Genomic DNA, 22,262 nt, shown 5'->3' on the forward strand with positions numbered 1-22,262 from the left:
ATCCTCGAAGTCACGGAAAATCGGAGGCCGCCATGTCCGGGCTCACCAATGTGCTGGTGATCATCGCCGTCGTCGTGCTGGTGGTCGCCCGTCAGCTCAAGGCGCAGCAGATCACCACGGACAAGCGCTTCTGGGTCGTGCCCGCCGTGCTCGTCTTCATGGCGTTGCGCAAGCCGGACCTCCTGGATCCCCACCACCAGACCCTCTCGGCCTCGCTCCTGGGCGTTGAGCTGCTCGTGGGTCTCGCCCTCGGCGCCGGCTGGGCCTGGACCACCCGGATCTGGACCGCGCAGGACGGCACTGTGTGGAGCAAGAGCACCAAGGCCAGCGGCGCCGTCTGGGTCGTCGGCATCGCCGTACGGGCCGGTCTGTACGCCGCCGGCGCGGCCTTCGGTATCAAGCAGGGCAGCGCCGCGCTCATGCTCGCCCTGGCGGCCACACTGCTCGTCCGCTCCGGAGTCCTCATCTGGCGTGCGCAGTCCCTGCGGCCTGCACCCCAGGGGGACGGGGCGTACGGTGACGGCGTGCGCGTGCCGTCGTGGAAGGACCGTGTGTGACGCCCGGAGCCTGGACCAGCTGGCCCTCGCGGGAGGCGCTCTCCCGCGAAGGGCTCACACGGGCGCGGCGGGTCCTGGCCCGCGTCGTGCGAGGGGTCGCGCTCACGGCTCTCGTGTGGACCGCGGCGGCGGAGCGTGGCGTGCACGGCTGGACCGTTGCCCTGGCGCCGGTCGTGCTCATCGCCTGCGGAGCCGCGGCCTGGGGGTTCTTCCGGACCACGCTGGAACACCTGCTGTGGCCCTCCGTGGGATTGCTCGCCGTCCTGCTGGGCGCGGCATTCGGGGCGGAGCAGGCAGGATTCAGAGGGCCGGCGCTCGTCCTCTGGTGCGGCTGTGCCATCACCGCACTTGAGCGGCTGCCTCTCGTCGCGGCCATTCCTCTCACGGCCGGCGCGCTCACCGGGTTCGCGATCCTGAACAACGACGCATGGTTCACCACGGCGGTCACCACCATCGGGCTCTGCCTTGCGGGATACGTCCTGCGCCTCGATGCGGAGGCAAGAGGAAGCGCCCACCGGCTGCTCCGCCAGGAGCGGGCCGCGCGGGCCGCGGAGGCGGAATCCGCCGCACTGGCCGAGCGGGCCCGGATCGCGCGGGAGATCCATGACGTCCTGGCGCACAGTCTCTCCGCCCAGCTGGTCCACCTCGAAGCGGCCCGCCTGCTCATCGAGCGGGGCGCGGACCTCGACCAGATCCACGAGCGGGTGGTCGCCGCCCGGGCCATGGCACGCGACGGGCTCACCGAGACGCGCCAGGCACTCTCGGCGCTGCGCGGCGAGATGACGCCGCTGGAGGACTTCCTGCGCGAACTCGTGGCCACGGACGGCGCGACGGTCTCGGTGGAGGGCGTGCGGCGCCCGCTGTCCGTCGAGGCGTCACAGACCGTACGCAGGGTCGCCCAGGAGGCCCTGACGAACGTCCGAAAGCACGCGCCCGGCGCGAAGGCCCAGGTGAGACTGGAGTATGGCACCGCCGAAGTGACCCTCGAGGTACGGGATTCGGGCTCGTCCGCGCCGTCCGGGGAGTTCACTGTCAGTGGCTCCGGCTACGGTCTGTTGGGGATGAGGGAGCGTGCGGAGCTGCTCGGCGGCACGCTCGTGGCAGGGCCGTGCGAGGAGGGTTTCGCAGTGAAGCTGAAGGTACCCGCATGAGCGGGACGGACCCGAGGGCGAACGGGGCGGATCGCGTTGCGGACGCGGCGAGTTCGCAGGCAGGCGCGGCAGGCGCGGCGGGTGCGCAGAGAGGCGGTGCGGCGCGCAGGGACGCCAGAGTGGTGGTCGTCGACGACCAGACGGTCGTGCGCGAGGGCATCGTGATGCTGCTCGGGCTGCTGCCCGGTATCGAGGTAGTCGGAGCGGCCGGTGACGGCGACGAGGCCGTCGCGCTCGTCGCCCAACTCGCCCCGGACGTCGTCCTCATGGACTTGCGCATGCCGCGCTGTGACGGGGTGGAGGCGACGCGGCGCATCCGGTCGGAGTATCCCGGGACCCAGGTCGTCATCCTCACCACGTACGCGGACGACGAGTCGCTGTTCCCCGCTCTCAAGGCCGGAGCCCGCGGCTACCTGACCAAGGATGCGGGCGGCGACGAGATCGTGCGGGCCGTGGAGGACGTGCTCTCCGGTGACGCGGGACTGTCACCGAAGATCCAGCGCCGGCTCCTGGAGCGTCTTTCGGAGCCCGCACCGGCGCCCGCGCCCGTGGAGCCGCCCGACGGAATCACCGCGCGTGAGGCCGAAGTTCTGGGGCTCATCGCCGAGGGGCTGACCAATCAGGAGATCGCCCGCGCCCTGCATGTCTCCACGGCGACGGTGAAGACACACATCAACAATCTCTTCGCCAAGACCGGCCTCAAGGACCGGGCCCAGGCGGTCCGGTATGCCTATCGGCACGGCCTTGTTCAGCCACCGGGGTCGGCCATCACCTAATGGGGTGAAGGGGGATGTGAGAAGAGTCCGGGATCTTCCCGATCTGCCCATCCTTGGGCTCGCGGCCTGAGTGGCCCGCGGACAAGGAGAGTTCGGTGGAGAAGCACGACGGGCGCGAGGTGGCGCAGACCCGGGCCGGTGATCGCGGTGTTCTCGGCGATCCCTGGTACGACGCGCTGGCCTCCGGGTGGGGCGAGTTGGACGGCACGGGGGCTCCGGCCCCGGCCGTACCTCCCCAGGCCGCGCCCCCGGAGCGGAGCGCGGCCGCGATCTATCTGGAGGTGCAGCGCAGCGCCGCCTTCCAGGAAGTGCGCAGCCGCTACCGGAGGTTCGTCATTCCGGCCGCCGCCGCCTTCTTCGCCTGGTACCTGGCGTACATCCTGGCGGCGACGACGGCCCCCGGGCTGATGGGCAGGCCCGTCGCCGGAGCGGTGAACGTGGCCATGCTGGCGGGGCTCGGACAGTTCCTCAGCACCTTCCTTCTGACGTGGCTGTACTCGCGCCACGCGCGGCTGCGAAGGGACCGCGCGGCGCTCGAACTGCGCTGGGACACCCAGGAGATGACCCGAGTGATCGAGGGTGGCCAGCGGTGACCGGGAACCATCAGACGCTGGCGCTGCTGCTGTTCAGCGTGTTCGTCGCCGTCACGCTGGCGATCACCACATGGGTGAGCCGTAACAGGCACGGATCGGCGGAGGAGTTCTACGCGGGCGGCCGGCTCTTCTCGCCCATGGAGAACGGTTTCGCCATCGCGGGCGACTACATGTCGGCCGCCTCCTTCCTCGGCATCTCGGGCCTGATCGCGCTCTTCGGCTACGACGGCCTGCTCTACTCGGTCGGGTTCCTCGTGGCCTGGCTCGTCGTGCTGCTGCTGGTCGCCGAACTCGTGCGCAACTGCGGGCGGTTCACGCTGGCCGACGTCATCGCCGCCAGGATGCGGGAGCGCCCTGTGCGGATCGCGGCGGGAACTTCTTCGGTGACGGTGTCCGTTCTCTATCTGGTGGCGCAGATGGTGGGTGCGGGCAGCCTGGTCGCGCTGCTGCTCGGCAGCACCGGCGGAGCCGTACAGGCGTGGACCGTCGTCGGTGTCGGCGGGCTCATGGTCATCTATGTGTCGCTGGGAGGGATGCGGGCCACCACCTGGATCCAGATCGTCAAGGCAGTCCTGCTCATGGGCGGGGCGATCACCCTGACCGTGCTCGTCCTGGTGCGCTTTCACGGGGACTTCGACCAACTGCTGCGTACGGCGGCGCAGCGGAGCGGGCACGGAGCCGCTTTCCTGGCGCCCGGACTGAAGTACGGCGGCGACTGGACCGCGCGGCTCGACTTCATCAGCCTGGGTCTGGCGCTCGTGCTCGGCACCGCCGGACTGCCGCACATCCTGTCGCGCTTCTACACCGTTCCGACGGCACGGGCCGCGCGCCGTTCGGTCATCTGGTCCATCGGACTCATCGGCAGCTTCTACCTGATGACCATCGTGCTCGGCTTCGGTGCGGCGGCGATCGTGGGCTCCGACACGGTGCGCGGTTCGAACGCGGCGGGGAACACGGCGGTTCCGCTGCTCGCGCTCGACCTGGGCGGCGGCCCGGACTCCACGGGCGGAACGGTTCTGTTCGCGGTGGTCGCGGCCGTTGCCTTCGCCACGATCCTCGCCGTTGTCGCCGGGATCACGCTCGCCTCCTCGGCGTCCGTGGCCCACGATCTGTACGCGTCCCTGCGCCGTCCCCATGCCAAGCCGCGCAGCGAGGTCGCCGTGGCCCGCGTCGCCGCCGCCGGAATCGGCGTGGTCGCCATCGGCCTCGGGCTGCTTGCCCGCGACCTCAATGTGGCGTTCCTCGTGGGCCTCGCCTTCGCCGTGGCGGCATCCGCGAACCTGCCCGTACTGCTCTACTCCCTGTTCTGGCGGAACTTCACCACGCGTGGCGCCGTGTGGTCCGTCTACGGGGGGCTCGTGCCCGCCCTCATCCTGGTGGTCCTCTCACCGGTGGTGTCCGGCAGCGAGACCTCGCTGTTCCCCGGCGTGGACTTCCAGTTCTTCCCGCTGGAGAACCCCGGCCTCGTCTCGATCCCTCTCGGTTTCCTGGCGGGCTGGCTCGGCACGGTCACCTCGGCCGAGCCACCGGACGAGGCCAAGCACGCGGAGACCGAGGTGCGTGCGCTGACCGGAGCGGGAGCGGTCTGAGGACCCGGCCCCACGTGCGGCCGTGCCCAGAGTGTGACCGTGCCCTATGTGTGGCCGTGCCCCCGCGAGGAGCCCGCCCCGGAGCGCTCAGTTCACCCCACGTCACCTAGGGCGCCACCCACACATAGCGATGCTCCGGGCGCCCGGTGTCCCCGTACTTGAGCGAGAGGCTGAGCCGGCCCGACTGTTCCATGTGCCGCAGATACCGCTGCGCCGTGGACCGGCTCAGGCCCGTCTCCGCCGCCACCTCGTGGGCGGACAGTGGATGGTCGGCGCGATGCAGCACGCCACAGATCAGATCCGTGGTCGGCTCCGACTGCCCGCTCGGCAGGCCGGGCGACGCGGGCAGGGGCAGCGCCCGTAGCGCACCGAAGATCCGGTCGACCTGCTCCTGGCCCGCCGCACCACGGCCGCTGACACGGTCCACGGTGCGGCGCAGCGCCGCGTACGAGTCGAGCCGCGAACGCAGCGCGGCGAAGGTGAACGGCTTGACGAGGTAGTGCAGGGCTCCCTGGCGCATCGCCGCCTGCACCGTCAGGACGTCGCTCGCCGCCGTGATCATGATGACGTCGGTGTTGTGGCCGTTCTCCCGCATCCGGTGGGCGAGGTCGAGGCCCGTCATGTCCGGCAGGTAGTGGTCGAGCAGCACGAGGTCGATGCGCTGGCGCTGCACGGCCGCGAGAGCCTGCGCGGCGTTGTGCGCGCGGGCCGCCACCCGGAATCCGGGAACCTTTCCCACGTACTTCGCGTTGATCTCGGCGACACGGAAGTCGTCATCCACGACCAGGACGTCAATCATCGGGCCTCTCTCCCTCAAGCCCAGGCGAGCTGTTGAGCCCGTGTTTCGGCTCAGCTGTTGTAGCGCGAGCAAAACGAGCACAACAGTCTCTTGCAAGCAGAAGTCCGCCTTGCGCCCAGAAGACTGATGCGGTGTCCCAGGTCACACCTACCTTCCGGCCATGAGCACAGACACCGGCCCCGCCATCGAACTGCGGGGCGCGAGCAAAATCTTCAGGACGCCCTCGGGTGGCCTGCACACGGCGGTCAGGGAGCTCGATCTGACCGTCGGACGCGGCGAGTTCGTGGCCGTCGTCGGCCCCACGGGCTGCGGCAAGTCGACCACCCTCACCCTCGTCAGCGGCCTGGAGGAACCCACCGACGGCGAGGTGCTGGTGGCCGGCGAACCCGTCGAGGGAGTCGGCGACAAAGTCGGATTCGTGTTCCAGCAGGACGCGACGTTCCCCTGGCGAACGGTGCTGTCCAACGTCATGGCCGGCCCCCGCTTCCGTGGTGTGCCGAAGGCCGAGGCGAAGGCCAAGGCCCGCGAGTGGCTGGCCCGCGTCGGGCTCGCGTCCTTCGAGGACCGCTACCCGCACCAGCTCTCCGGAGGCCAGCGCAAGCGCGTCGCGCTCGCCGCCACGTTCGTCAACGACCCCGAGATCCTGCTCATGGACGAGCCGTTCTCGGCGCTCGACGTGCAGACCAGGGCTCTGATGTCGGACGAGCTCCTTGAGCTGTGGGAGGGCACGGGCGCCTCGGTCGTGTTCGTCACCCACGACCTGGAGGAGTCCATCGCGCTGGCCGACAAGGTCGTCGTCATGACCGCGGGCCCGGCCACCGTGAAGCAGGTCTTCGACATCGCCCTGCCACGCCCCCGCAAGGTCGAATCGGTGCGCCTGCTGCCCGAGTTCATCGAGATCTACCGCGAGATCTGGGAGTCCCTGGGCGAAGAGGTCCGCATCACGCGCGAGAGAGGTGCCGCCGATGTCGCCTGATGCCGCCACCGCCGTGCCCGTCACCGATGCCGCCAAGCCGGGACGCGCCGTCACCAAGGCCCGCGCCGCGCGCCGGCGCAAGGTCCTGATCGGCGGCGCCCGGGTCCTGCTTCTGGTCGCCGTCCTCGGCCTCTGGGAGGTGCTCTCGCGCGCCGCGATCATCGACCCGTTCAACTTCTCCATGCCGTCGAAGATCTGGGACCAGATCTGGACGTGGACCACCCACGGCACGGCGCTCGGCTCACTGGGCGAACAGGTCTGGTTCACGCTCTACGAAGCGCTGGTCGGCTGGATCATCGGCGTGATCGCCGGTGTCGTCTTCGGCATCGCGCTCGGGCGCATCACCTTCCTCGCCGACATCCTCGGCCCGTACATCAAGGTCCTCAACTCGATCCCGAGGATCGTGCTCGCCCCGATCTTCGTGATCTGGTTCGGCCTCGGCCCGGCCTCCAAGGTCGCCTCCGCCGTCGTCCTCGTGTTCTTCCCGGTGTTCTTCAACGCCTTCCAGGGAGCCCGCGAGGTCGACCGGAACCTGGTCGCCAACGCCCGCATCCTCGGCGCCAGTGACCGTCGCGTGACGCTTCAGGTCGTCATCCCGTCCGCCACGTCATGGATCTTCACCAGCCTCCATGTGAGCTTCGGTTTCGCGCTGATCGGCGCCATCGTCGGCGAGTACATCGGCGCGACCAAGGGCGTCGGTCTGCTCGTCGCGCAGTCGCAGGGCACGTTCAACGCGGCCGGTGTGTACGCGGCGATGGTCATCCTCGCCGTCGTGGCCCTGCTGGCCGAGGGGCTGCTCACCTTCGCCGAGCGTCGCATCTTCCGCTGGAAGCCGGCGGATTCCGACAGCTGACGGCCGCCCCCGACGCGCACTGCCAATGCTTCCCCACTGCTTTCTCAACCCACTTCTTCTCAACCCTCTTCACAAGGACGTGAACCACCATGCGCAATTCCGTGCGGCTCTGTGCCCTCGCAGCGACCGGCCTGCTCGCCCTCTCCACGCTCACGGCGTGCGCCAACGACGCCGCGAGCACCAGCACCGGCTCCGGCAAGAAGGCGGACGGCAAGGGCGAGCACGTCAAGATCATGGTCGGCGGCCTGGACAAGGTCATCTATATGCCGGCGATGCTCACGGATCGGCTCGGCTACTTCCAGGATGAGGGTTTGAATGTCCAACTCCTGAGTGAACCCGCGGGTGTTCAGGCCGAGACAGCGCTCGTCTCCGGCCAGGTCCAGGGCGCCGTCGGCTTCTACGACCACACGCTCGACCTGCAGGTCAAGGGCAAGGCCGTCGAGTCCGTGGTGCAGTTCTCGCGAGCCCCCGGCGAGGTGGAGATCGTCTCCAACAAGGCGTCCGGGGTCATTTCCTCGCCCAAGGACTTCAAGGGCAAGAAGCTCGGCATCACGGGCCTCGGCTCCTCGACGGACTTCCTCACGAAGTACCTGGCGGTCAAGAACGGCGTCCAGCCGAGCCAGTTCTCGCCGGTGGCTGTCGGCGCCGGCCCGACGTTCGTCTCCGCCCTCCAGAAGGGTGCCATCGACGGGGGCATGACGACGGACCCCACCGTCGCCACGATCCTCGACAAGAAGCTCGGCAAGGTCCTCGTCGACATGCGGACCCCGGAGGGCTCGCAGGAGGCGCTCGGCGGCCCGTACCCGTCGTCGAGCCTCTACATGCAGGCGGACTGGGTCAACACCCACAAGCCGACGGTCCAGAAGCTCGTCAACGCCTTCGTGAAGACGCTCAAGTGGATGTCCACGCACAGCGCCGACGAGATCGCGGCCAAGATGCCGGCCGACTACTCGCAGGGCGACAAGAAGCTGTACGCCGAGGCGATCAAGGCCACGCTCCCGATGTTCACGACGGACGGCGTGATGCCCAAGAACGGCCCCGAGACTGTTGAGCGTGTACTCAAGGCGTTCAACCCGAACATCAAGAACGCCAAGGTCGACCTGAGCAAGACGTTCACCACCGAGTTCGTGGACAAGGCCGCCGGCTGACCAGGTCGACTCCTCGTACGTCGCTCAGGTGCGGGTCGCCCAGACATAACGGTGTTCCGGGCGGCCCGCATCGCCGTACTTGAGGGTCAGGCCGGCCCGCCCGGTGCGTTCCAGGAGCTTCAGATACCGCTGGGCCGTCTGCCGGCTCAGTCCCGTACGGTCCGCGACCTCCTGCGCCGAGAGCGGGCCCTCCGCGTCCACCAGCGCCCTGCGGACGAGCTCCGCCGTGCTGAGGGAGTGCCCCTTGGGGAGGTCCGGCTCGGTGTCGGCCGAGAGGGCGCCGAAGATCCGGTCGACCTGGGCCTGTTCGGCCTCGCCGCCGCCGTCCAGGGTGCGGCGCAGTCCCGCGTATGCCTCCAGTTTGGCGCGCAGACCCGCGAACGCGAAGGGCTTGACCAGGTACTGCAGCGCCCCGAGCCGCATGGCGGCCTGCACGGTGGAGACGTCACGGGCCGCCGTCACCATGATCACGTCGGTCTGGTGGCCGCGGCGCCGGATCTCCTGAACGGTCGCCAGACCCGTCTCGTCCGGCAGGTAGTGGTCCATGAGAATCAGGTCGATCTGCGGCCGGGCCTCCACCTCCCGCAGGGCGTCGGCCGCGCTGTGCGCCTCGGCCGCCACGCGGAAGCCCGCCACCTTCTGCACGTAGGCCGCGTTCACGCGCGCGACGCGGATGTCGTCGTCCACGACCAGCACTTCGATCATCGCGGGTCCTCCTTCGTGGGGGTGGCCAGGGCATCGGCGACGGTGCCGGCCGTGGTGGTCGCGGCCGCTTCGGTGGCCTCCTGAGCGAGGCCCGGGTCTGTGAGCGCCTCGGGCAGGACGACGGTGAACTCGGCGCCTCCGCCGTCCGGTTCGCCGACCTGGACGCTGCCGCCCTGCCGTTCCGCGAGCCGGCGCACGAGGGGCAGGCCGATGCCGCGCTTCCCGTGGGAGGGCAGCTTCTTGGTGGACCACCCTTCCGTGAAGATCAACTCCCGTCGGGCGGCGGGGATGCCGGGACCTGTGTCGCGTACCCGCAACTCCACTGTGTGGTCGTCGGCCGCCCGTACATCGACCTCCACGCGCGCGTGGGGCGTGCCCGCGACCGCGTCCACGGCGTTGTCGACGAGATTCCCGACGATCGTGACGAGCCCCCTCGGGTCGATCAACCGGTCGGGGAGGAGCGTCCTGTCGGAGATCCACAGGGCGACCCCACGCTCCGCCGCCACCGTCGCCTTGCCGACCAGGAGAGCCGCGAGCAGCGGATCGTGCACCTTCTCGGTCACCTGCTCCGCTGTCGCCCGGTGGTCGCCGACCACCTCGCCGACGAACTCCACGGCGTCGTCGAACATCTCCAGTTCGAGCAGGCCGAGCAGTGTGTGCATGCGGTTGGCGTGTTCGTGGTCCTGGGCGCGCAGGGCGTCGATGAGGCCGCGCGTCGAGTCGAGTTCCCGCCCCAGCTGTTCCAGCTCGGTGCGGTCCCGCAGTGTCGCGACGGCGCCGCCGTCGTCCGTGGGCATGCGGTTGGCGATGAGGACGCGCTGGCCGCGCACGGTCAGGAGATCCGTCCCGGTGGCCCGGCCCGACAGCACATCGGTCGTACGTCCCGGGCCCAGCGCGTCGTCGAGCGACTGCCCGATCACCTCGTCACCGATGCCCAGGAGCCGGTGCGCCTCGTCGTTGAGCAGCCGGATCCGGCCGCTCCGGTCCAGTGCGACGACGCCTTCGCGAATGCCGTGCAGCATGGCCTCGCGCTCCGAGAGCAGCCCCGCGATATCGGAGAACGCCAGGTCACGGGTCTGTCGCTGGACCCGGCGCGAGATCAGGTAGGCGGCCAGCGCACCGACCGCGAGGGCACCGCCCGCGTAGGCGAACAGGCCCGGGATGGCGTGGATGAGCCGCGCCCTGACGCTGTCGTACTCGATCCCTACGGAGACGGCCCCGACGATGTCGCCCTGCGCGTCACGCAGGGGCACCTTGCCGCGTGCCGAGCGGCCCAGGGTGCCGCTGTCGATCTCCATGACCTCGTGGCCCGCGAGCGCCTCTCTGGGGTCCGTGGAGACCATCCTGCCGACCTCGCCGGGATCCGTGTGGGACCAGCGGATGCCTTCCTTGTTCATGATCACTACGTACTCGGCGCCACTGGCCCGGCGGATCCGCTCGGCCTCCCGCTGGACGGGACCGTCGACCGTGGGACGTGAACGCCGCAGATCCTCGGCGATGCTCGGCTGCGCCGCGGTGGTCTGCGCGATCGCGAGCGCGCGGCGCATCGCCTGGTCGTCGAGCTGGTCGCTGAGCGGTGCGAGGAAGAGCCCCGTCGCGAGCACGGCCACTCCGGCGGCGATCGCGACCTGCATGAGCAGTACCTGCGCGAAGACGCGTCGCGGCAGACCGAAGCGCAGTCGGCGTGTGGGGGGAGTGGGGCTCATACGAAGAACGGTACGGGGGCGAGCGGGGTACCCCGTAGCGGATGTGGTGGGGATCTCGCGGGCCGGAGCGCGCGTCGTGGTCGGTGGCAAGGGGCCGTGCGTACGCCGTTGTGGGGCACGGCACGAGCCGTCGGGTCAGGCGCCCGTGCCGAGTGCCCCTGTGACGGCGGGTGCGATCTCGTCCACCGCGAGTACGTCCATGCGCGCGGGAGAGCCCAGCGCGGCACCGCAGCTCTCGGGGCGGGGCGGCTGCGAAGCGCTCTGCGCGACCGCCACGCGCCAGCGGCGGCCGTCCGTGCGGACGACAGTCACCTCCCAGAGCGCAGCCACAGGCCCCGGAGCTGTGCCCTTCGTGCCGACGACGCTCAGCACTCCGGCGTCATCGATTCCGGCCGACGTGCGCACGGCCAGTTCGGCGGCCTGGCCGGGCCGCTCCCACGCGGAGTTCCCACGGCACCCGTCGGTGGTGATCCGGCCGGCCCGTACCGCGTCGAGGGTGTCCTTGACGTGGGAGACGTCGGCACGGCCGTACGCGTACCCGTAGGGCAGGACGAGCAGCGTGGGGGAGAAGCGGTGGCCGCCGAGGTGGGTGACCTCCCAGATGCCGTCCTGCCCGGACGCGGCGAGGTCCGCGGCGAGCGGCCGGCCCAGGAGTGCGCAGCAGCGGTCGCGCTTGCCGTTGGTGCAGACGAGCGCGAGGGGCGCGCCGTCGTGCGGGGTGCCGAAGCCGCCGTGATCACCCGCTCCCAGGGCGGCGAAGTCGAGGGCGAGCAGCTCCTCCGGGGATTCGGTCATGGTGCCGCGCAGCCAGGAGTTTCCCGGGACGGTGTGGGCCACATACACATGGCGCCGGGTGGTGGAGTGGAAGTCGGCGTGCCGGCCCGGGCGCCTGATGAGGGCGACGCGCACGCCGGTCCCCTCAGCGGCCGCCTCCAGGGCCCTGCCGAGCTCCGGGTCCAGATGACTGGACACCAGCGCCTTCGCGCCCCAGGGGCCCGGCTGCTCGATCAGCAGCCAGGTGCTCGCGGTGGCGGCGGTCCCCGCGAGAGGCTCGTTCAGGTCCTGCGAGGCGGTCGTACACGTACTCACATAGGGGAGCCTAACCTCACTCGGTCGGCAGTGGGGCGTCGGGCACGGGCAGCGGCTGCGGCGGGCGCAGTCCCACGTACTGGCCGCTCGGTCGCATCCGCAGCGGGCGCTCGCCGTACTCCTCCAGGGCGTGGGCGATCCAGCCCGCCGTCCGGGCCACCGCGAAGACGGTCTCGCCGGCCTCCGCGGGCATCCCGCACGAGACGGTGAAGACCGCGAGGGCGAGGTCCACATTGGCGTGCAAGTCCGTGTGGCGGGCGGTCGTCGTCACGACGTCGTGGGCCGCGGCGAGCGCCGAGTGGGCCTGCGGGATCTCTTCGAGGAGGGCGAACAGGGCCTGGGCCCGCGGGTCCTCGCCCCGGTAGAGGCGGTGCCCGAGGCCCGGGACACGCCGCCCGGCACGCAGTTCGTCCGCCACCACAGGGGCCGCGCTGCCGCGGTCGAGGACTTCGAGGAGCATGCGGTGCGCGAGACCGCTGGCGGCGCCGTGGAGCGGCCCCTCCAGGACACCGAGGCCCGCGGACACCGCCGCGTACGCGTGCGCGCGCGCCGACGCGGCGACCCGGACGGCGAGCGTCGACGCGGCGAGATCGTGGTCGACGAGGAGCCCAAGTGCCGTGTCCAGGACGTGCAGTGACGGATCGTCGGGTTCGCGTCCGGAGAGGCGACCCCACAGGCGCTGGGCGAGCGGCCCGCCGTCGCGGTGCGTGTGCCGTACGGGTGGCAGGGCGGTCACCAGCGTCGGGATGAGGGTCCGGGCCGTGCCGAGCACGGCCTCTTCGGAGAGGTCGAAGCGCAGTGGGTCGGCGACCGCGGCGGCGACCGCAGCGACTCGCAGACGGTCGATCGGACCGCTGTGCTCCGGCAGCGCCCCCACGGCGCGCCGGGCCGCGGCGAGGGACTGCCGTGGCGCCGTGAAGTGGATCCCCGGCCGCAGCTCCCCGGTCCACAGCCACTCGGCGACTTCTTCGTAGGTGTGGTGCGCGGCGAGCTCGGCCGCGTCGACCCCACGGAAGTAGTAGCGGTCCTCGTCGATCAGCGTGATGCGGGTACGCACGGACAACTCACCCGGCGCCGAACCGGCCGCGGACTCCCGCTTGTTGCGCTGCGCGAGCGCTGCCACCTCGGCCGCGTCGAACGTGCTGCCTCGCGAACCGGGCCCCGCCCGGCGGCTGCTGAGCTGACCGCGGCTCACGTACGCGTACACGGTCTCGGGCTTCACGCCCAGAAGTTCGGCCGTCTCCTTGGTGCTGAGCCGTCGGGCCTCCCGCGCGGGTGCGGGTTCGTGATCCGTCATGCGCGCCACCGTATCCGCATCGTGTGTATTGATTCAATCAATATTGACAGACATTGAGTCAAGCATGGACAGTCAAATCAAGTTCAGGGAGGAAACATGCCGATCAACGGGACCACGGCCGCCCCTGTCGACGTACCGCGGGGACTCGCGGGCGTCGTCGTCACCGACACCGAATTGGGTGACGTCAGAGGGCGTGAGGGCTTTTACCACTACCGCCAGTATTCGGCCGTCGAGCTCGCGCAGACCCGCAGCTTCGAGGACGTATGGCACCTGATGATCCACGGCGACCTGCCTGACGCCGCGCAGTCCGCCGCCTTCGCCGCGCGTACGGCCGCCCTGCGCCGGCTGCCCGACGAAGTGCGGGCCGCGCTGCCCGGGATCGCCCGCGCCGGATCCCTCCCCGGCCCGCTCGCCGGCCTGCGCAGCGCCCTGTCGCTCTTCGGCGCCTCACAGGGCTTCCGCCCCGTGTACGACATCGACGACGAACGGCGGCGCGACGACACCCTGACCGCCGCGGCGGTCGTGCCGACGCTGCTCACTGCGCTGCACCGGCTCGGCGGCGGCCTCGAACCGGTCGAGCCCCGCGACGACCTGTCGTACGCGGCGAACTACCTCTACATGCTGACGGGTTCGGAGCCGGAGCCCGCTCACGCCCGCGCCATCGAGCAGTACCTGATCTCAACCATTGACCACGGATTCAATGCGTCAACGTTCACGGCGAGGGTCATCACGTCGACCGGTGCCGACGTCGCGGCCTGTCTGGTCGGCGCCGTCGGGGCGCTCTCCGGGCCGCTGCACGGCGGTGCCCCGAGCCGTGCGCTCGACACGCTCGACGCGATCGGTACGCCGGACCGGATCGACGGATGGATTCGCGAGCGGGTCCTCGCGGGCGACCGGATCATGGGCTTCGGCCACCCCGTCTACCGCACGGAGGACCCCCGCTCGCGGATGCTGCGAGGCATCGCCCAGAGGTTCGGCGGGCCGATGGTGGAGTTCGCGATCGAGGTCGAGCGCCATGTGGAGTCGATCCTCGCGGAGCTGAAGCCGGGGCGGGAACTTCACACGAACGTCGAGTTCTACGCGGGCGTGGTCATGGAGCTGTGCGGGTTGCCGCGCACGATGTTCACCCCCACGTTCGCCGCTGCGCGGGTGGTGGGGTGGAGCGCCAACATCCTTGAACAGGCGCGGGATTCGAAGATCATCCGCCCGGCGGCGCGATACGTGGGACCTGCGGCTCCGGTGCCGGTGCCGGTCATGTCCTGAACGGGCGGGAGCCCGGCCCCTCGTGGGGACCGGGCTCCGGGAGTTCCCGTCGCTCAGCTCGAATGCGTCAGGGCAGTTCGCGCCCGAGGTACTGCCACGGGTGTGCGGGGGCACACCGATGCTGTTGTGCAGCCGCTCTAGTTGATGCGGCTGAGCCAGTCGAGCAGCCAGGACCACGCTGCTGTGCCGGCTCCCGAGCCGATGGCGTATGCGGCCCCTCCCAGCAGTCCTGCGACCAGGGTGGTCCGGTGGAGACTTCGTCGCGAAGGCGTTGCCTCAGGCGGGTCGGCTCCTCGCCATCGATGACGCCTGCCTGGTCCAGGTGGAAGCGGTTGACGTACCAGGCGTTTGCGAAGACGTACTAGCGCACCTTCTTCGGCGGGATCTCCGCGCCGTACGTGCTGATCAGAGACGCGAGGGACGGGTCGTCGATGGCCTTGACCAGTAACCCAAAACTCTGTGTGGCCATGCCAACCACCGGTTCAGACGGCCGTCCGCCTGCCGTCGTCGGGTGCGGGGCGACGGGAAAGGGACCGGCGAGCGGTGGGCGGCGCGCTTGCCGCCCCCCAGGGTGCCGAGCGGCGCTGGTCGGCGAGGAGGCGGAGAGGAGGCCCACGGAGGGAAGCAGGGGTCGCTCGTCCGGGCGCAACGCCCGTCGTGTGCCCAACCCGCGACGTTAACAATCGTTCACTTCGCGGTGTTTCTACGCGCTCGTATCCTGGGGCGGCATTCATTCGTCGTAAGAACGCCGGTATGCGCGTCGGTATGAGACCGGCGTGCGCGTCGGTGTGAGAGAGGTCGCGCGTTGAGTCAGCCGAGGCAGGAGCTTCCACAGCAGATCCCGGTCGTCGTCCTCGCCGGGTTCCTGGGCTCCGGCAAGACGACCCTGCTGAACCATCTGCTGCACCACGGCGGCGGCACGCGGATCGGCGCCATCGTCAATGACTTCGGTTCGATCGAGATCGACGCCATGGCCGTCGCCGGGCAGCTCGGCGACTCCACCGTCTCCCTCGGCAACGGGTGTCTGTGCTGCGCCGTCGACGCGAGCGAGCTCGACGAGTACCTGGACCGCCTCACCCGGCCGTCCGCGCGCAACGGCATCGATGTGATCGTGATCGAGGCGAGCGGGCTCGCCGAGCCGCAGGAGCTCGTGCGCATGGTGCTGGCCAGTGAGAATCCGCGGATCGTGTACGGCGGTCTGGTGGAGGTCGTCGACGCCGTCGAGTTCGAGGCGACGAGGGAACAGCACCCAGAGCTCGACCGGCACGTGGCCATCGCCGACCTCGTGGTGGTCAACAAGGCGGACCGGATCCCGGATGGTGACCTGGAGCGCGTCATGGAGCGCGTGCGCGGGCTGGCCGGACAAGCGGCGGTCGTTCCCACGACGTACGCGCGCGTGGACCCCGAGTTCCTCTTCGACTGCCGGCCGACGCGCGAGCGGATCGGCCAGTTGTCGTTCGACGATCTGCACCGACACGACGACGGCAGCGCAGGCGGAGACGTGCACGACGGGCATCTGCACTCCGCGTACGACAGCGTCTCCGTCGAGTGTGAAGTGCCGCTTGATCCACGCCGGTTGATGGCCTTCCTCGACAGCAGGCCCGAAGGGCTCTACCGCATCAAGGGGTACGTCGGCTTCGGAGCGGCCGACGCGCGCAACAAGTACACCGTGCACGCCGTCGGGCGGTTCCTGCGGTTCTCGCCGGAGCCCTGGGCTCCAGGGGAGCCGCGCCTCAGCCGGCTCGTCCTCATCGGCGCCGGGATCGACGCCCCGCGGCTGAGCAAGGAACTGACCGCCTGCGCCCAGGACGCCCCGCACACCTATGCCGACGAGCACAGCATGTGGGGCGTCCTGAGATACGTACAGGAGCCGAGCGACGCGGGAAGCGAACCGGAAAGCGACGCGGACTAGACCGGCCCCGCCACCACCGAGACCGTCTTCGCGAGGGAGACGCCCGAGCCGTCGCGGCGCGGGTCGACCTCGGGCAGCTCGGCCGGGGTGCCGTTCTTCTGTGCCGCGCGGGCCGGAGTCGGGCCCGCCCAGCCCAGGCTCAGGCAGTCCTCGCCCTTCAGGAAGCGCTGGCAGCGCACGCCGCCCGTCGCCCGCCCCTTGCGCGGGTACTGGTCGAACGGGGTGAGCTTCGCGGTCGTCTGGACGGAGTCGTCGAGGGTGCCGCGCGACCCGGCCACCGTGAAGACGATCGCGTCGACAGCCGGATCGACGGCGGTGAACGAGATCACCTTGGCGCCGTCGGCCAGCTTGATGCCCGCCATACCGCCGGCTGCCCGGCCCTGCGGGCGTACCTGCGACGCCTGGTAGCGCAGGAGCTGGGCGTCGTCCGTGATGAAGACGAGGTCCTCCTCGCCGGTGCGCAGCTCCACGGCGCCGACGATGCGGTCACCGTCCCTGAGGCCGATGACCTCCAACTCGTCCTTGTTGGCCGGGTAGTCGGGCACGACGCGCTTGACCACGCCCTGCTCTGTGCCGATCGCCAGGCCGGGCGACGACTCGTCGAGGGTGGTCAGACAGACCACCTTCTCGTCCGCCTCCAGGGACGACAGGAACTCCGTGACGGGTGCGCCTCCCGAGACGTTCGGCGCCGAGGCCGTCTCCGGGAGCTGCGGCAGATCGATGACGTTGAGCCGCAGCAGGCGCCCCGTGGACGTGATCGCACCGATCTCGCCGCGCGCCGTCGCCGGGACCGCGGAGACGATGACGTCGTGCTTGGTGCGGCGGGCGTCCTCGTCGTCCCCGAACGGGTCGGCGTTCGCCGTGCGCGCCAGGAGGCCCGTCGACGACAGGAGCACACGGCACGGGTCGTCGGCGACCTGGAGGGGCACAGCGGCGACGGTCGTGCCCGCCGACTCCAGGAGCACGGTGCGGCGCTCGGTGCCGAACTTCTTGGCCACCGTGGCCAGTTCGGCGGAGACGAGCTTGCGCAGCTCGGCGTCGGAGTCGAGGATCCCGGTCAGCTCGTCGATCTCGCCGTTGAGCCGGTCGCGCTCCGTCTCCAGCTCGATGCGGTCGAACTTGGTGAGGCGGCGCAGCGGGGTGTCGAGGATGTACTGCGTCTGGATCTCGCTCAGCGAGAAGCGCTCCATCAGGCGCTCCTTCGCCTGTGCGGAGTTGTCGCTGGAGCGGATGAGGCGGATGACCTCGTCGATGTCCACCAGCGCGACGAGGAGGCCCTCGACCAGGTGCAGCCGGTCCTGCTTCTTCGTACGGCGGAACTCGCTGCGGCGGCGGACGACCTCGAAGCGGTGGTCGAGATAGACCTCCAGGAGCTCCTTGAGGCCGAGCGTCAGGGGCTGGCCGTCGACCAGCGCCACGTTGTTGATACCGAAGGACTCCTCCATCGGCGTCAGCTTGTAGAGCTGCTCCAGGACGGCCTCCGGTACGAAGCCGTTCTTGATCTCGATGACCAGGCGCAGGCCGTGCTGGCGGTCGGTGAGGTCCTTGACGTCCGCGATGCCCTGGAGCTTCTTCGACCCGACCAGGTCCTTGATCTTCGAGATGACCTTCTCGGGGCCGACCGCGAAGGGCAGTTCGGTGACGACGATGCCCTTGCGGCGTGCCGTCACGTCCTCCACGGACACCGTGGCGCGGATCTTGAAGGTGCCGCGGCCCGACTCGTAGGCGTCCTTGATGCCGGACAGGCCGACGATCCGGCCGCCGGTCGGCAGGTCGGGGCCCGGGACGAACTTCATGAGCGTCTCGAGGTCGGCATTCGGGTGCCTGATCAGGTGGCGGGCGGCCGCGATGACCTCGCCGAGATTGTGCGGCGGCATGTTCGTCGCCATGCCGACGGCGATGCCGGACGCGCCGTTGACCAGGAGGTTCGGGTAGGCGGCCGGGAGGACGGCGGGCTCCTGCTCCTGGCCGTCGTAGTTCGGTCCGAAGTCGACCGTGTTCTCGTCGATCGACTCCGTCATCAATGACGTCGCGGGGGCCATCCGGCACTCGGTGTACCGCATGGCGGCCGGCGGGTCGTCGTTCCCCAGGGAGCCGAAGTTCCCGTGGCCGTCGACGAGGGGGAGGCGCATCGAGAAGGGCTGGGCGAGCCGCACCAGGGCGTCGTAGATCGACGAGTCTCCGTGCGGGTGCAACTTACCCATGACCTCGCCGACGACGCGGGCGCACTTCACGTAGCCGCGGTCGGGGCGCAGGCCCATCTCGTTCATCTGGTAGACGATGCGCCGGTGTACGGGCTTCATGCCGTCACGGGCGTCCGGCAGGGCCCGGGAGTAGATCACCGAGTAGGCGTACTCGAGGAAGGAGCCCTGCATTTCGTCGACAACGTCAATGTCGAGGATCCGCTCCTCGAAGTCGTCGGGAGGCGGGGTCTTCGTGCTGCGGCGGGCCATCGCTGCTGCGGCTCCTTCACAGATGCTGCCGGGGCATGTACGAGAATCTGACGCGCACCATTGTGGACCGCCCCACTGACAACGCCGACCGCGACCCGTCCGTACGGCGTTCGGTGCTCGCTCTGGGCGTACCCAGTGCGGGAACTTCGCCAGGCGTCAGAACGCTTGCATACAGTGGCAGAACTGGCAGCACATCTGCAGTTTCCGCAGTTTCCGCGATAGTTCCGCGATCGAAGGGACGTACATGCCCATGGGTCACACGGCCACCGCCGAGGCCGGCTCCGGCGGCCTGACAGCGACCGAGCACCGCCTCGCCAACGGCCTGCGCGTGGTGCTCTCCGAGGACCACCTCACCCCGGTCGCAGCCGTCTGCCTCTGGTACGACGTCGGCTCGCGGCACGAGGTCAAGGGCCTCACGGGCCTGGCTCACCTCTTCGAGCACCTGATGTTCCAGGGCTCGAAGCAGGTCCACGGGAACGGGCACTTCGAGCTGGTGCAGGGCGCCGGCGGCTCGCTGAACGGGACGACGAGCTTCGAGCGCACCAACTACTTCGAGACCATGCCCACGCACCAGCTGGAGCTCGCGCTCTGGCTGGAGGCCGACCGGATGGGCTCCCTCCTCGCCGCGCTCGACGAGGAGTCGATGGAGAACCAGCGCGACGTCGTCAAGAACGAGCGCCGCCAGCGCTACGACAACGTTCCGTACGGGACCGCGTTCGAGAAGCTCACCGCCCTCGTGTACCCGGAGGGCCACCCGTACCACCACACGCCGATCGGCTCCATGGCCGACCTGGACGCGGCCACCCTGGAGGACGCGCGGACGTTCTTCCGTACGTACTACGCGCCGAACAACGCCGTGCTTTCGGTCGTCGGGGACATCGACCCCGAGCAGACGCTGGCCTGGGTCGAGAAGTATTTCGGCTCCATCCCGCGCCACGACGGCAAGCAGCCCCCGCGCGACGGCGCCCTGCCCGACCGGATCGGTGAGGGGGTGCGCGAGGTCGTCGAGGAGGAGGTTCCGGCCCGCGCGCTGATGGCCGCCTACCGCCTGCCGCAGGACGGCACGCGCGCGTGCGACGCCGCCGACCTGGCCCTGACGGTCCTCGGCGGCGGCGAGTCGTCCCGGATCTACAACCGTCTCGTCCGCCGTGACCAGACCGCCGTCGCCGCCGGGTTCGGTCTCCTGCGGCTCGCGGGGGCGCCCTCCGTGGGGTGGCTGGACGTGAAGACGTCCGGCGACGTCGAGGTCCCTGTCATCGAGAAGGCCGTCGACGAGGAGCTCGCGCGCTTCGCCGCCGACGGGCCCACCCCGGAGGAAATGGAGCGCGCCCAGGCCCAGTTGGAGCGCGAGTGGCTCGACCGGCTCGGCACGGTCGCGGGCCGCGCCGACGAACTGTGCAGGTTCGCCGTCCTGTTCGGCGACCCGCAGCTCGCCCTGACCGCCGTCCAGCGCGTCCTCGACGTCACCGCCGAGGAGGTCCAGGAGGTGGCCAAGGCCCATCTGCGCCCCGACAACCGCGCGGTGCTCGTCTACGAGCCGACGGCCCCCGAAGAGGCCGATGAGACGGCCGACGAGGCGACGGACGAGACCGTGAACAAGACCGCCGACGTGACCGCAGACGAGACCGCAGACAAGGAGGCCGGCAAGTGACCGAGCTCGCGACCATGGACTTCCACCCGCAGCCCCAGGCCGGCACGGCCCGGCCGTGGGCCTTCCCCGCGCCCGAGCGCGGCGCCCTCGACAACGGCCTCACGGTGCTGCGCTGCCACCGCCCGGGCCAGCAGGTCGTCGCGGTCGAGATCAACCTCGAAGCGCCCCTGGAGGCCGAGCCCGCCGGGCTCGACGGCGTCGCCACCATCATGGCGAGGGCCTTCTCCGAAGGCACCGACAAGCTCGCCGCCGAGGAGTTCGCCGCCGAGCTGGAGCGCTGCGGCGCGACGTTCGACGCGCACGCCGACCACCCCGGAGTACGGGTCTCCCTCGAGGTCCCCGTCTCCCGCCTGCCGAAGGCGCTCGGCCTGCTCGCCGACGCCCTCAGGGCGCCCGCGTTCGCGGACAGCGAGATCGAACGGCTCGTGCGCAACCGCCTCGACGAGATCCCGCACGAGACGGCGAACCCGGGCCGCCGCGCCGCCAAGGAGCTCTCGAAGCAGCTCTTCCCGGCGACCGCGCGCATGTCCCGCCCGCGCCAGGGCACCGAGGAGACCGTCGCGGCCATCGACACGACGGCCGTACGCGCCTTCTACGACCGGCACGTGCGTCCCGCCACTGCCACCGGGGTCGTCGTGGGCGACCTCGCGGGCGTCGACCTCGACGCCCTCCTGGCGGACACGCTGGGCGCCTGGACGGGGAACACGGCGCAGCCGCGCCCCGTGCCGCCCGTGACGGCCGACGACACCGGCAGGGTCGTCATCGTCGACCGGCCGGGCGCGGTGCAGACGCAGATCCTGATCGGCCGCGTCGGCGCGGACAGGCACGACCGGGTGTGGCCGGCGCAAGTGCTCGGCACGTACTGCCTGGGCGGCACCCTCACCTCCCGCCTGGACCGCGTCCTGCGCGAGGAGAAGGGATACACCTACGGCGTGCGGGCGTTCGGCCAGGTGCTGCGCTCGGCGCCGGACGGCACGGGCGTCGCGATGCTCGCCATCAGCGGCTCCGTGGACACCCCGAACACGGGTCCGGCGCTCGACGACCTCTGGAAGGTGCTGCGCACGCTCGCCGCCGAGGGCCTCACCGACGCCGAACGGGACGTGGCCGTACAGAACTTGGTGGGCGTCGCCCCGCTCAAGTTCGAGACCGCCGCGGCCGTCGCGGGGACGCTCGCCGACCAGATCGAGCAGCACCTGCCGGACGACTTCCAGGCGGAGTTGTACCGCAGGCTCGCCGCGACGGGCACCGTGGAGGCCACCGCGGCCGTCGTGAGCGCCTTCCCGACGGACCGTCTGGTGACGGTGCTCGTCGGTGACGCCGCGCAGATCGAGGAGCCCGTCAGGGCGCTCGGCATCGGCGAGGTGACCGTCGTCACGGGCTGACCGTGACCGGTGCGCAACGAGGGGCCCCGGTGGGCGAGATGACCGCCGGGGCCCCTGTATGTCCGAATTGGACCAGTGGTTGCCTGTCTGCCCTGTGGCATGCGCTACAAAAGCCCGGTTCCGTTTGTTGATTGAAAGATGCCCCGCTTAGCGTCGGTCCGGCTGTCCGCCAGATGTACGCCGCGCCCGCGGCACCGGACAGTCATCGCCGAGTCCCCCAAGGCGCGAGCCGGGGGAGCCGGGGACCCACCGTCCCTGGGGTGAATCGGACGCCCTTCCCTGAAGGGGGTCTGTAGGAGACCTTCCTGCTCCGAACCCGTCAGCTAACCCGGTAGGCGAGAAGGAAGGAAAGGATCAGCCAC

The 22,262-nt window shown here is 70.3% G+C and carries 18 protein-coding genes and 1 riboswitch; of the genes, 12 read left to right on the plus strand and 6 right to left on the minus strand.

The window, feature by feature from the left end:
• Positions 1-32: 32 nt before the first annotated feature.
• The 5 genes from AC07EJ_RS36315 to AC07EJ_RS36335 all read left to right on the plus strand — a co-directional run bounded on the left by AC07EJ_RS36315 (position 33) and on the right by AC07EJ_RS36335 (position 4,666).
• Positions 33-557 carry a DUF1453 domain-containing protein gene (locus AC07EJ_RS36315; protein WP_389486176.1) on the plus strand — a complete coding sequence of 175 codons (525 nt, stop codon included), beginning with the start codon at positions 33-35 and terminating at the stop codon, positions 555-557.
• On the plus strand, positions 554-1,708 hold the full coding sequence (locus AC07EJ_RS36320; RefSeq protein ID WP_478885876.1) for a sensor histidine kinase: 1,155 nt from the start codon (positions 554-556) through the stop codon (positions 1,706-1,708). Before AC07EJ_RS36315 ends, AC07EJ_RS36320 begins: the two co-directional genes overlap by 4 nt.
• Positions 1,705-2,484, plus strand: coding sequence for a response regulator (locus AC07EJ_RS36325; protein WP_478885877.1), 780 nt, complete (start codon positions 1,705-1,707; stop codon positions 2,482-2,484). The genes AC07EJ_RS36320 and AC07EJ_RS36325 overlap by 4 nt, the downstream gene beginning before the upstream one ends.
• A gap of 95 nt (positions 2,485-2,579) precedes the next feature.
• Complete coding sequence (locus AC07EJ_RS36330) at positions 2,580-3,077, plus strand: DUF485 domain-containing protein (RefSeq protein ID WP_227297786.1); 498 nt, start codon at positions 2,580-2,582, stop codon at positions 3,075-3,077.
• The gene (locus AC07EJ_RS36335; protein WP_389486182.1) at positions 3,074-4,666 is read left to right on the plus strand and encodes a solute symporter family protein; all 1,593 of its coding nucleotides are present in this window, start codon (positions 3,074-3,076) and stop codon (positions 4,664-4,666) included. The genes AC07EJ_RS36330 and AC07EJ_RS36335 overlap by 4 nt, the downstream gene beginning before the upstream one ends.
• A 106-nt stretch (positions 4,667-4,772) precedes the next feature.
• Here the strand turns inward: AC07EJ_RS36335 and AC07EJ_RS36340 are convergent, their stop codons facing one another.
• A complete protein-coding gene (locus AC07EJ_RS36340) occupies positions 4,773-5,465 on the minus strand; it encodes a response regulator (protein ID WP_389486184.1) in 693 nt (230 codons plus the stop codon).
• A 160-nt stretch (positions 5,466-5,625) separates the two neighbouring features.
• Here AC07EJ_RS36340 and AC07EJ_RS36345 point away from each other — a divergent pair, with 160 nt between their 5' ends.
• The 3 genes from AC07EJ_RS36345 to AC07EJ_RS36355 all read left to right on the plus strand — a co-directional run bounded on the left by AC07EJ_RS36345 (position 5,626) and on the right by AC07EJ_RS36355 (position 8,442).
• A complete protein-coding gene (locus tag AC07EJ_RS36345) occupies positions 5,626-6,441 on the plus strand; it encodes an ABC transporter ATP-binding protein (protein WP_389486186.1) in 816 nt (271 codons plus the stop codon).
• The gene (locus tag AC07EJ_RS36350) at positions 6,431-7,294 is read left to right on the plus strand and encodes an ABC transporter permease (protein WP_389486188.1); all 864 of its coding nucleotides are present in this window, start codon (positions 6,431-6,433) and stop codon (positions 7,292-7,294) included. The genes AC07EJ_RS36345 and AC07EJ_RS36350 overlap by 11 nt, the downstream gene beginning before the upstream one ends.
• Positions 7,295-7,383: 89 nt before the next feature.
• Positions 7,384-8,442, plus strand: a complete 1,059-nt coding sequence (locus AC07EJ_RS36355) for an ABC transporter substrate-binding protein (RefSeq protein ID WP_478885878.1) — start codon at positions 7,384-7,386, stop codon at positions 8,440-8,442.
• A 24-nt stretch (positions 8,443-8,466) separates the two neighbouring features.
• Here AC07EJ_RS36355 and AC07EJ_RS36360 read toward each other — a convergent pair whose 3' ends face one another.
• The 4 genes from AC07EJ_RS36360 to AC07EJ_RS36375 all read right to left on the minus strand — a co-directional run bounded on the left by AC07EJ_RS36360 (position 8,467) and on the right by AC07EJ_RS36375 (position 13,239).
• The gene (locus AC07EJ_RS36360; protein ID WP_389486191.1) at positions 8,467-9,147 is read right to left on the minus strand and encodes a response regulator; all 681 of its coding nucleotides are present in this window, start codon (positions 9,145-9,147) and stop codon (positions 8,467-8,469) included.
• Positions 9,144-10,853 (minus strand): sensor histidine kinase, encoded by a 1,710-nt coding sequence (locus AC07EJ_RS36365; RefSeq protein ID WP_389486193.1) that lies wholly within the window; start codon positions 10,851-10,853, stop codon positions 9,144-9,146. The genes AC07EJ_RS36360 and AC07EJ_RS36365 overlap by 4 nt, the downstream gene beginning before the upstream one ends.
• Before the next feature lie 135 nt (positions 10,854-10,988).
• Positions 10,989-11,942, minus strand: a complete 954-nt coding sequence (locus tag AC07EJ_RS36370) for a sucrase ferredoxin (protein ID WP_478885879.1) — start codon at positions 11,940-11,942, stop codon at positions 10,989-10,991.
• Between the two features lie 16 nt (positions 11,943-11,958).
• Positions 11,959-13,239 carry a citrate synthase gene (locus AC07EJ_RS36375; protein WP_478885880.1) on the minus strand — a complete coding sequence of 427 codons (1,281 nt, stop codon included), beginning with the start codon at positions 13,237-13,239 and terminating at the stop codon, positions 11,959-11,961.
• 96 nt (positions 13,240-13,335) lie between these two features.
• Here AC07EJ_RS36375 and AC07EJ_RS36380 point away from each other — a divergent pair, with 96 nt between their 5' ends.
• Both AC07EJ_RS36380 and AC07EJ_RS36385 read left to right on the plus strand, forming a co-directional pair.
• Positions 13,336-14,502 carry a citrate synthase/methylcitrate synthase gene (locus AC07EJ_RS36380; protein ID WP_389486199.1) on the plus strand — a complete coding sequence of 389 codons (1,167 nt, stop codon included), beginning with the start codon at positions 13,336-13,338 and terminating at the stop codon, positions 14,500-14,502.
• A gap of 805 nt (positions 14,503-15,307) precedes the next feature.
• Entirely contained in the window at positions 15,308-16,414 is a 1,107-nt protein-coding gene (locus tag AC07EJ_RS36385; RefSeq protein ID WP_393586223.1) for a CobW family GTP-binding protein, read from the plus strand.
• Here the strand turns inward: AC07EJ_RS36385 and AC07EJ_RS36390 are convergent.
• Positions 16,411-18,867 (minus strand): DNA gyrase/topoisomerase IV subunit A, encoded by a 2,457-nt coding sequence (locus AC07EJ_RS36390; RefSeq protein ID WP_389486203.1) that lies wholly within the window; start codon positions 18,865-18,867, stop codon positions 16,411-16,413. The two genes, AC07EJ_RS36385 and AC07EJ_RS36390, sit on opposite strands and share 4 nt — an antisense overlap.
• 250 nt (positions 18,868-19,117) lie before the next feature.
• Between AC07EJ_RS36390 and AC07EJ_RS36395 the strand changes: the two genes are divergently transcribed.
• Entirely contained in the window at positions 19,118-20,518 is a 1,401-nt protein-coding gene (locus AC07EJ_RS36395) for a M16 family metallopeptidase (protein WP_389486315.1), read from the plus strand.
• Positions 20,515-21,900 carry a M16 family metallopeptidase gene (locus AC07EJ_RS36400; RefSeq protein ID WP_478885881.1) on the plus strand — a complete coding sequence of 462 codons (1,386 nt, stop codon included), beginning with the start codon at positions 20,515-20,517 and terminating at the stop codon, positions 21,898-21,900. The genes AC07EJ_RS36395 and AC07EJ_RS36400 overlap by 4 nt, the downstream gene beginning before the upstream one ends.
• A gap of 196 nt (positions 21,901-22,096) precedes the next feature.
• Positions 22,097-22,253, plus strand: a riboswitch (cyclic di-AMP (ydaO/yuaA leader).
• The last annotated feature ends 9 nt before the right edge of the window (positions 22,254-22,262 follow it).

This window comes from Streptomyces sp. NPDC045026 (assembly GCF_056432625.1).

Bases quoted from the DNA above. Each gene is read 5' to 3' on its own strand.
- AC07EJ_RS36315 (WP_389486176.1), top strand. From the start codon at position 33: ATGTCCGGGCTCACCAATGTGCTGGTGATCATCGCCGTCGTCGTGCTG.
- AC07EJ_RS36325 (WP_478885877.1), top strand. From the start codon at position 1,705: ATGAGCGGGACGGACCCGAGGGCGAACGGGGCGGATCGCGTTGCGGAC.
- AC07EJ_RS36340 (WP_389486184.1), bottom strand. From the start codon at position 5,465: ATGATTGACGTCCTGGTCGTGGATGACGACTTCCGTGTCGCCGAGATC.
- AC07EJ_RS36345 (WP_389486186.1), top strand. From the start codon at position 5,626: ATGAGCACAGACACCGGCCCCGCCATCGAACTGCGGGGCGCGAGCAAA.
- AC07EJ_RS36350 (WP_389486188.1), top strand. From the start codon at position 6,431: ATGTCGCCTGATGCCGCCACCGCCGTGCCCGTCACCGATGCCGCCAAG.
- AC07EJ_RS36355 (WP_478885878.1), top strand. From the start codon at position 7,384: ATGCGCAATTCCGTGCGGCTCTGTGCCCTCGCAGCGACCGGCCTGCTC.
- AC07EJ_RS36360 (WP_389486191.1), bottom strand. From the start codon at position 9,147: ATGATCGAAGTGCTGGTCGTGGACGACGACATCCGCGTCGCGCGCGTG.
- AC07EJ_RS36365 (WP_389486193.1), bottom strand. From the start codon at position 10,853: ATGAGCCCCACTCCCCCCACACGCCGACTGCGCTTCGGTCTGCCGCGA.
- AC07EJ_RS36375 (WP_478885880.1), bottom strand. From the start codon at position 13,239: ATGACGGATCACGAACCCGCACCCGCGCGGGAGGCCCGACGGCTCAGC.
- AC07EJ_RS36380 (WP_389486199.1), top strand. From the start codon at position 13,336: ATGCCGATCAACGGGACCACGGCCGCCCCTGTCGACGTACCGCGGGGA.
- AC07EJ_RS36390 (WP_389486203.1), bottom strand. From the start codon at position 18,867: ATGGCCCGCCGCAGCACGAAGACCCCGCCTCCCGACGACTTCGAGGAG.
- AC07EJ_RS36395 (WP_389486315.1), top strand. From the start codon at position 19,118: ATGGGTCACACGGCCACCGCCGAGGCCGGCTCCGGCGGCCTGACAGCG.